Source organism: Bacillus sp. K2I17 (assembly GCF_002209985.1).
GTDB lineage: Bacteria > Bacillota > Bacilli > Bacillales > Bacillaceae_G > Bacillus_A > Bacillus_A wiedmannii.
Genome location: NZ_NJGF01000028.1, coordinates 49,521 through 58,312 on the forward strand (window position 1 = coordinate 49,521; position 8,792 = coordinate 58,312).

Annotated in this window: 7 protein-coding genes; all 7 read right to left on the reverse strand. The window is 36.6% G+C overall.

Features of this window, described 5'->3' with window-relative positions:
• Window position 1: 1 nt before the first annotated feature.
• Complete coding sequence (locus CER22_RS23945) at window positions 2-1,105, reverse strand: PIN/TRAM domain-containing protein (protein WP_000919686.1); 1,104 nt, start codon at window positions 1,103-1,105, stop codon at window positions 2-4.
• A 160-nt stretch (window positions 1,106-1,265) separates the two neighbouring features.
• A complete protein-coding gene (gene disA, locus CER22_RS23950) occupies window positions 1,266-2,339 on the reverse strand; it encodes a DNA integrity scanning diadenylate cyclase DisA (protein ID WP_000392165.1) in 1,074 nt (357 codons plus the stop codon).
• A 3-nt stretch (window positions 2,340-2,342) separates the two neighbouring features.
• Window positions 2,343-3,719 (reverse strand): DNA repair protein RadA, encoded by a 1,377-nt coding sequence (radA, locus tag CER22_RS23955; RefSeq protein WP_001085205.1) that lies wholly within the window; start codon window positions 3,717-3,719, stop codon window positions 2,343-2,345.
• A 96-nt stretch (window positions 3,720-3,815) separates the two neighbouring features.
• Window positions 3,816-6,251, reverse strand: coding sequence for an ATP-dependent protease ATP-binding subunit ClpC (gene clpC, locus CER22_RS23960; RefSeq protein WP_000971181.1), 2,436 nt, complete (start codon window positions 6,249-6,251; stop codon window positions 3,816-3,818).
• Between the two features lie 22 nt (window positions 6,252-6,273).
• Window positions 6,274-7,338, reverse strand: a complete 1,065-nt coding sequence (locus CER22_RS23965) for a protein arginine kinase (RefSeq protein ID WP_087983928.1) — start codon at window positions 7,336-7,338, stop codon at window positions 6,274-6,276.
• A 4-nt stretch (window positions 7,339-7,342) separates the two neighbouring features.
• Window positions 7,343-7,891, reverse strand: coding sequence for a UvrB/UvrC motif-containing protein (locus CER22_RS23970; protein WP_000128404.1), 549 nt, complete (start codon window positions 7,889-7,891; stop codon window positions 7,343-7,345).
• Window positions 7,892-8,064: 173 nt separating this feature from the next.
• The gene (gene ctsR, locus CER22_RS23975) at window positions 8,065-8,526 is read right to left on the reverse strand and encodes a transcriptional regulator CtsR (RefSeq protein WP_001244556.1); all 462 of its coding nucleotides are present in this window, start codon (window positions 8,524-8,526) and stop codon (window positions 8,065-8,067) included.
• Window positions 8,527-8,792: the final 266 nt, after the last annotated feature.

Below are 8,792 nucleotides of genomic sequence, written 5' to 3' on the forward strand. Positions count from 1 at the left end.
CTTATAATGCTTTTTCTAATAATTTACGTTTGGCGAAAATCATACGCCCAGCCGATGTTTGTAACACACTAGTAACAAGCACATTGAGTTGTGAACCTACATATTCTCTACCATCTTCTACTACAATCATCGTGCCATCATCTAAATATGCAACACCTTGATTTTGTTCTTTTCCATCTTTGACAACATAAACACTCAGTTCTTCACCTGGGAGTACAACAGGTTTAATTGCATTAGCTAAATCGTTAATATTTAACACCGTTACCCCTTGTAATTCAGAAACTTTGTTTAAATTGAAATCATTCGTTACTACCGTTCCACCAGTGATTTTCGCCAACTTTACAAGTTTGCTATCCACTTCTTGAATATCATCGAAATCGCCTTCATAAATTTCTACCGGAATCGGCATCTCTTTTTGAATACGATTTAAAATATCTAATCCTCTGCGACCACGATTACGCTTTAAAGCATCAGAAGAATCGGCAATGTGCTGAAGTTCTTCTAACACGAATTGTGGAATCACAATTGTTCCTTCTAAAAACTTTGTTTGGCAAATATCAGCAATACGCCCATCGATAATTACACTCGTATCGAGAATTTTCCAATGAGTTGTAGATTCTTCTACCTCAGTTTCTTCATTCTCACTATTATTATTTTTCTTCTTCCCACGTTGTGGTAATGTAAATAATCCTAGCAGTTCATTCCTCTTTTTAAACCCTACTTGGAATCCTAAATATCCAAGTAAAAGAGTAAAGAACACTTGCAACACTGTGCTAATAACTGGAATTGTAAATTCACGAATTGGTATTAAAATTAAATATGCAACAATAAGACCAGAGATTAACCCTAATGTACCAAATAAAACATCCGCTACAGGCGCCTTTACAAGAGCCTCTTCAATATGCTTAATAAGTTGAACAATATAATCTACAAGCCAAAATGTTGTTAAAAATAAAATAATTGCACCAATAATTGCACGAACATACGATCCTTCCAATAAAGGAACGGCACCGATGTCTAATACATTAATAACTTTTGGGATTAAGTAAATCCCTAACGCTCCGCCAATTACTAGAAAGAAGAGCTGTACAATCCGTTTTAACATCCAACCACCTCCTACTCATTATTAACCATTGTTTCGCTAATCAAAACGCCGAATGCAAAAGCGGACGTGTTTTTTTATAAATAGTTTTATTTACCAATATACCATATCTTATACCAAAAATGTTCTAGTGTCGTTATATTATGGAATCAATGTAATATTCTTAATTGTGTCTACTCATATAGAGATGCTCTTGGATTCTTTTTAAGCCTTCTCGTATTTTCTTCGCCCTTACTTCTCCAATTCCTTCCACATCATCCAATTCATTAATAGTTGCTCGACAAACACCTTGCAAAGTCTTAAATCGATTAATTAAATTTTCAATGATAAGTGGCGGAACGCGCGAAATTTTGCTTGTGATTCGGTATCCTCTCGGCGTCACACTTTCTTCTAAACTCATTTGTCCTGGATAGCCAAGCAATTTAACTAAATCGCTATCCTCTAGAAGTTGTGTATTCGCAAGATCTTGTAACTTTTTCAAAATTTGATGATGGTCTTGTGTTTTTTCTTGATAATAATCTTTAATTAATAACGCTGCCTCTGCCTCTAAATCAGCTAGTAGTTCTGTAAGTTGTAAACGAATTAACCTACCTTCCGTTCCTAACTCATGAATATAGCTCAATATTTCATTTTTAATCCGCAGTACCATTTCAACACTATGTAACACATGAACCACCTCGGACATTGTAACGACTTCTTCAAATTCTAGAATGCCCAAATTCGTAATACCATCATTCCATACAGCCTTATATTTTTCTAACGTTTGAATAGCTTGGTTTGCCTTTGTTAAAATAACACCTATATCCTTTAGTGTATAACGTAAATTCCCTTGATATAGTGTAATTACGTTACGTCTTTGTGAAATAGCCACAACGAGACTACCTGTCTGCTTTGCTACACGCTCTGCCGTCCGGTGGCGCATACCTGTTTCAATAGAATCAATAGATGCCTCTGGAACTAACTGTGCATTTGCAATTAAAATTTTACTTCCAGTTTCATTTAAAATAAGTGCCCCATCCATTTTTGCTAATTCGTATAAACTAGCAGGAGAGAATGCACAATTAATGTGAAATCCCCCATCAACAATACTTTTAATTTGTTCATTATATCCAAGAACAATTAGTCCCCCTGTTTGTGCGCGAAGCACATTATCTATCCCTTCGCGCAGTGGTGTTCCTGGGGCCACGAGCTGTAAAATATTAATCATACTTTTGACACGTTGCTTGTTTTCTTCCATAGCCTAGCCTCCTAATGTCAAACGAAGCGCTTCCCCTAAATTAGATACACCTACTACCTCAATCCCATCCGGAATTGTCCATCCTCCCAAATTTTTTCTAGGAATAATAGCACGTTGAAATCCTAATTTAGCTGCTTCTTGTACACGTTGTTCAATTCTTGATACTCTTCTTATTTCTCCAGTTAATCCTACTTCTCCTATTACTGCATCAGTTGGTGTCGTAGATTTATCTCTAAAACTTGAAGCAATACTTAAAGCCACAGCTAAATCAATTGCTGGTTCATCTAATTTCAAACCACCTGCTACTTTTAAATATGCGTCTTGGTTTTGCAATAATAAACCTGTTCTTTTTTCTAGCACTGCCATAATAAGCGATACACGGTTATGATCAATTCCCGTCGCCATTCTTCGAGGGTTTCCAAAACTAGTAGGGGAGATTAATGCTTGTATTTCTACTAAAACCGGTCTTGTTCCTTCCATTGAGGCAACTACTGTTGATCCTGCGACTCCAACGGGTCTTTCCTCAAGAAAAATTTCAGAAGGGTTTAAGACTTCCGCAAGACCGAGCTCTTTCATTTCAAAAATACCCATTTCATTCGTGGAGCCAAAACGATTCTTCACAGCTCGCAAAATACGATATGTATGATGACGATCTCCTTCAAAGTAAAGAACTGCATCGACCATATGTTCTAACATACGAGGTCCTGCAATTGCCCCCTCTTTTGTTACATGTCCGACGATAAAAATAGGAATTCCTTTCGTTTTTGCAAGTTTCATTAATTCCGCTGTACATTCACGTACTTGCGCTACACTTCCTGGGGCTGACGTCACTTCAGGTAAATGTATCGTTTGAATAGAGTCAATAACAACAAAAGCCGGATTCATTTCTTCAATGTGCGCTGCAATTCGCTGTAGATCAGTTTCTGCTACAACAAATAGATTACTACCCTTTACATGCAAACGATCTGCACGAAGTTTAATCTGCTTTGCTGACTCCTCACCTGATATGTATAGTACATCATATGAAGAATCTGCTAATTGCGATGAAATTTGTAATAACAATGTTGATTTCCCAATCCCAGGGTCTCCACCAATAAGTACTAAGGATCCATCTACAATCCCACCACCAAGTACACGGTTAAACTCTTGGAATTTCGTTTCAATACGTGCCTCAGATTTTGTTTCTACTTCTGTTAGGCGTCTTGGTTTTGTTACTTCCGATTGAATTGCATTGGCATAATTAAGGCGTCTTGATGATACAACCGGTTCCATCTCTTCAACAAGCGTATTCCATTGACCACAACCAGGGCATTTCCCCATATATTTTGGTGACTGATAACCACACTCTTGACATGTGAATTTTGTTTTCTTTTTAGCCATATCGTTTTATATTTCACTTCACTTTCATCTATAAACAGTTTATCCTTCTCGTACAAGAAAGAGGGCTATCTCGTAGCCCTCTTAGTTTGTCTATACTTATTTTACCTTTTCAGCACTATGAATGACAAATGATTCCCCTTCAACATCAAAGATAACTTTTTGTCCTTTCTCAATAGCACCTTTTAAAAGTTCTTCCGATAGTCTATCTTCTACATGTTTCTGAATTGCTCTACGAAGCGGACGAGCACCGTATTCTCGGTCAAATCCTTTATCAGCAATGGCTGAAATCGCTCCTTCTGTTAAATGCAATTCAATCTCTTGCTCTTTTAAGCGCTTCACTAACTGATTCACCATAAGTGTTACAATCTCTTGAATATGTTTTTTCTCAAGCATATGGAACACGATAATTTCATCAATACGGTTTAAGAATTCTGGACGAAATGCCTTTTTCAGTTCATCCATTACTTTACCTTTCATATCTGAATAATCGCGGCTCTCATCTTGTACGTTAAATCCAAGATGTTTATTACGTTTTAACGCATCTGCACCAACGTTAGATGTCATAATAACAATTGTATTACGGAAATCAACTGTACGCCCTTTAGAATCCGTTAAGCGACCATCTTCTAATACTTGTAGTAAAATGTTAAACACATCAGGATGAGCTTTCTCTACTTCATCTAATAGGACAACTGAATATGGCTTACGGCGAACCTTTTCTGTTAATTGTCCACCTTCTTCATATCCAACATATCCTGGAGGAGATCCAACTAAACGAGAAGTCGAATGCTTCTCCATGTACTCAGACATATCGATGCGAATCATTGCATCCTCATCACCGAACATAGATTCCGCTAATGCTCTTGCTAGTTCTGTTTTACCTACACCTGTTGGTCCTAAGAAAATAAATGAACCAATCGGACGTTTCGGATCTTTCAATCCTGCTCTAGCACGACGAACAGCTTTCGCTACAGCTACTACCGCTTCATCTTGACCAATAACACGGTTGTGAAGAATGGATTCTAAGTTTAATAATTTATCAGTCTCTGTTTGTGCAAGTTTAGAAACCGGTATACGAGTCCACGTAGAAACGACATTTGCAATATCTTCTACTGTCACTTCTGAGTTTTCTTTTCCTTGTTGCTCTTTCCATTGACGCTTCGTATCTTCTAACTTTTCACGTAAGCGTTGTTCCATATCACGTAAGGAAGCAGCTTTTTCAAATTCTTGACTTTGCACAGCTGCATCTTTTTCTTTTCTAATTTCCTCAAGTTTTACTTCAAGCTCTTTTAAATTTGGTGGTGTTGTATAAGAGCGTAAGCGAACCTTTGAAGCAGCTTCATCAATTAAATCAATTGCTTTATCTGGTAAGAAACGATCTGTAATATAGCGGTCTGAAAGCTTTACAGCTGCATCAATTGCATCATCTGTAATAGATACACGGTGATGCGCTTCGTAACGATCACGTAAACCTTTCAATATTTGAGTTGATTCGTCTAAACTTGGCTCATCAACGTGAATTGGTTGGAAACGTCTTTCTAAAGCCGCGTCTTTTTCAATATATTTACGATATTCATCTAAGGTTGTCGCCCCAATACATTGTAACTCTCCGCGTGCTAAAGATGGTTTTAAAATGTTAGATGCATCAATTGCACCTTCTGCTCCACCTGCACCAATTAATGTATGAAGTTCATCAATAAATAGAATAATGTTTCCAGCTTGACGGATTTCATCCATAACTTTCTTTAAACGATCTTCAAATTCACCACGATATTTCGTTCCAGCTACAACTGTACCCATATCTAGTGTCATAACACGCTTATCTCTTAATGTTTCAGGAACTTCATTATTTACAATTTGTTGTGCTAATCCTTCTGCAATTGCCGTTTTACCTACACCAGGTTCTCCAATTAATACAGGATTATTTTTTGTTCTACGGCTTAAAACTTCAATTACACGTTGAATTTCTTTACCACGACCGATAACAGGATCTAGACGATTTTCACGTGCAACAACTGTTAAATCACGTGCTAAGCTATCCAGTGTCGGTGTATTTGCATTCGTTGAAGAACCACCTTGGTGACCTGAACTTGCTTCATTACTTCCAAGGAGTTGCAATACTTGTTGTCTTGCCTTATTTAGGCTAACACCTAAGTTATTTAAAACACGTGCTGCTACACCTTCACCTTCACGGATTAAACCAAGTAAGATATGTTCTGTTCCAACGTAAGAATGACCTAATTTACGAGCTTCATCCATAGACAACTCAATAACCTTTTTAGCACGCGGTGTATAATGTACAGTTTGAGAAGCTTCTGTTCCGCGTCCAATTAACGCTTCTACCTCTTTTTGAACCTTCTCTGGACTTAATCCAAGAGCAATTAACGCTTTTGCTGCAATTCCTTCCCCTTCGCGTACAAGCCCAAGTAAAATGTGTTCTGTTCCAATATTATTATGCCCAATACGAATTGCTTCCTCTTGAGATAAAGCTAATACTTTCTGTGCTCTTTCTGTAAATCTTCCAAACATCATAGAAATCGCCTCCTACTTGCGCTTAGTTTTTTTCAATACGTAATCGCTCACGGATTAAGGTTGCTCTTCGATAATCTCTTTCTTCTGGTCCTAAAGGTCCACCTGCATATTGTTGTAAAATGCCTGGTTGTGTAAGAACCATTAGCTCAGTCAAAATATTTCTCGATACACCTTTTATATATCCTAAATCAATACCAAGTCGTACATCTGATAAGCAAGTGGCCGCTTCTGCAGATTGAATTAACCGACTGTTTGCTAGTATGCCATAAGAGCGATAAACCTTATCTTCAAGCTCAATACTTGAATTTTGTACAATTAATTCTCTAGCCATTTTTTCTTGCTGTATGATTTGTTGAATGACACTTTTTAAATCTGCAATAATATCTTCTTCAGATTTTCCTAGCGTCATTTGATTTGACACTTGAAATATATTACCTAACGCTTCGCTACCTTCACCATATATTCCTCTTACTACTAACCCTAATTTTTGAATTACTTGTATAATGCGGCTAATTCTTTTCGTTAAAACGAGTCCCGGTAAGTGAATCATTACGGAAGCCCTCAATCCTGTACCAACGTTAGTAGGGCAGCTCGTTATATATCCAAGTGATTCATCAAAAGCATATTCAACCTCTTCCTCTATCCAATTATCTATTTGATTGGCACTTTGAATAGCCTCTGATAACTGTAACCCTGAAAATAAGCACTGTATCCTAATGTGGTCTTCTTCATTAAGCATAACACTAATATGTTCGCTTTCTGATAATAGACATGCTCCATATTCTGTTCCTGCAAGGTTAGGACTAATTAAATGCTTTTCAACTAATACTCTCCTTTGAAGAGGCGTTAATTCATTCATTTTTAATAGTTCAAACTCTCCAAAAGGTTCTACCGTTTTATTTATAAATTCCTTTTTAAATAATTCATGAATCTGTCTAGCTTCTTCTTCGTTTTGCATAGTAGAGAATTGATATTTTTTAAAATTACGAGCCAAACGAATTCGACTACTTAAAACAATATCAGAATCAGGGCCATCCCCCTTCATCCATGGACTAATCGCTTCATTCATAATTTTGTCCAGTGACATAGAACTATTCCCCCTCTCTATGCTCACTAAGCTGATTTTCAAGACCTCGAATATTATCCCTTACTTCAGCAGCTTTCTCAAACTCCTCTTTCTGTACGTATTGTTTCAGAATGAGTTTTAGTTCATCTAATTCTTTCTTTAAGTGAAGATTTCCTTCTATACGTTCCGGTATTTTTCCACAATGATCTGTATGTCCGCCGTGCAGACGTTTTAATAATGGCTTTAAATGTTCCTTAAATGTATCGTAACAAGAAGCACATCCAAACCGTCCCACCTTTGTAAATTGCTCATATGTCATCTTACAATCTGGACACCTTAATATACTTGTATTCGAAAGCCCGTTTTGTCCTTCTTCAAACATTGTTGATTCACCGTGTAATAACCCAGCAAATAAATCATGGAATGAAAAGTTAGACTGCGGTGATTGAAAGAAAGACGTATAGCCACTTTGTTCTGCACATTGCTCACAAAGATGAACTTCCGTCTTCTTTTCGTTGATTACTTTTGTATAATGTAAAGTTGCTGGTCTTATATTACAGTTTTGACAAGTCATCACTATCCCCACCTTTACAATAGGAACGATCTATCTGATAGTAATTTTCATACATTACTAGATTGTTCACTTTCCTTTACTTGTTTAAATAAAAGTGCGTGTTCTTTTTTCAAAACCTCTACAATATTTAACTGCCTTATCTCTTAGTTATTATTCTTTTACAAAAGCTATATTTATTTATATTTCAGTGTTCTTAACATTGCGCATAATATTCGAGCCCTAAGTTCATCTCGAGAAGGAACATCCATTGATAATACAGAACGATCTAGTACACTTAACATAAGTTTAGCTTCACGATTTGTTATGATTCCCTCTTCTATTAAACGTATAATCATACTCTCTGCATTCCCTTGCGCAACGCTATGATCAATCATATGAAGCATTTGATCAATCATGTCTATATCGTCATGCAGTTTGACTTTTATAATGCGAATGTAACCTCCTCCACCACGTTTACTTTCTACTACAAATCCTCTTTCTATCGTAAAACGGGTATTGATTACATAATTGATTTGAGATGGTACGCACTCGAATCGATCCGCAATCTCATTTCTTTTGATTTCAATCACATTATTATTACTTAAGTCAATAACTTGCTTTAGATATTGCTCAATGATATCAGATATATTTCTCATTTATCCGCCACCTTTATTGACTTTGACTATCTTTGACTTTAATTATATACGTATTAATAAAATTTGCAACTCTTTTGCTTATTCACTATCCTAGCCACATTCCCCTGTATTTAATCAAAATAATAATTATTTAAACACATTTTTTAATTACTATGGATTATAAAAGAAAATACGAAAAAACACGAGTCATTTGACTCGTGTTTAGTTGCTTGGCGACGTCCTACTCTCACAGGGACAAGGTCCCAACTACCATCGGCGCTAGAGAG

Excerpts from the sequence above, each read along its gene's own strand:
- CER22_RS23945 (WP_000919686.1), bottom strand. The coding sequence starts at position 1,105 with ATGTTAAAACGGATTGTACAGCTCTTCTTTCTAGTAATTGGCGGAGCG.
- radA (WP_001085205.1), bottom strand. The coding sequence starts at position 3,719 with ATGGCTAAAAAGAAAACAAAATTCACATGTCAAGAGTGTGGTTATCAG.
- clpC (WP_000971181.1), bottom strand. The coding sequence starts at position 6,251 with ATGATGTTTGGAAGATTTACAGAAAGAGCACAGAAAGTATTAGCTTTA.
- disA (WP_000392165.1), bottom strand. The coding sequence starts at position 2,339 with ATGGAAGAAAACAAGCAACGTGTCAAAAGTATGATTAATATTTTACAG.
- ctsR (WP_001244556.1), bottom strand. The coding sequence starts at position 8,526 with ATGAGAAATATATCTGATATCATTGAGCAATATCTAAAGCAAGTTATT.
- CER22_RS23965 (WP_087983928.1), bottom strand. The coding sequence starts at position 7,338 with ATGTCACTGGACAAAATTATGAATGAAGCGATTAGTCCATGGATGAAG.
- CER22_RS23970 (WP_000128404.1), bottom strand. The coding sequence starts at position 7,891 with ATGACTTGTCAAAACTGTAATATAAGACCAGCAACTTTACATTATACA.